Origin of the sequence: Chryseobacterium sp. SIMBA_028, assembly GCF_046535285.1 — a bacterium.
Lineage (GTDB): Bacteria > Bacteroidota > Bacteroidia > Flavobacteriales > Weeksellaceae > Chryseobacterium.
Genome location: NZ_JAWRWZ010000178.1, coordinates 1 through 279, shown reverse-complemented (window position 1 = coordinate 279; position 279 = coordinate 1). Strand labels below are relative to the sequence as shown.

The window sequence follows — 279 nt, the reverse complement described above, 5'->3', positions numbered from 1 at the left end:
GAAAATGTCCAAAAGTGATGCCAGCTTTCTAAATAATTTTTAATTCAAATTTTAGATTAAGTGTATTATATCATCTTACTTTTTATGAATTGAAAATCTTTTTCAAGAATTTCTAAAAAACCAAATCTAAAGGAAAATCCCCATCTCTTCTTATCAATAATAAAATCTAATTCATCAATTAAAGGAATAATTGACACTTCTTTACACTTATAAAAATCTACATTTCTACGAAACGGTTGAAAACCTGCAGCCATAATACCTTGATAAATTTCCTCATCC

General features: G+C 26.2%; 1 pseudogene. It reads right to left on the bottom strand.

What is annotated here, in order from left to right:
- Nucleotides 1–65: 65 nt before the first annotated feature.
- Nucleotides 66–279 (bottom strand): annotated as a pseudogene (locus tag SCA31_RS23050) (EVE domain-containing protein); the annotation flags it as partial.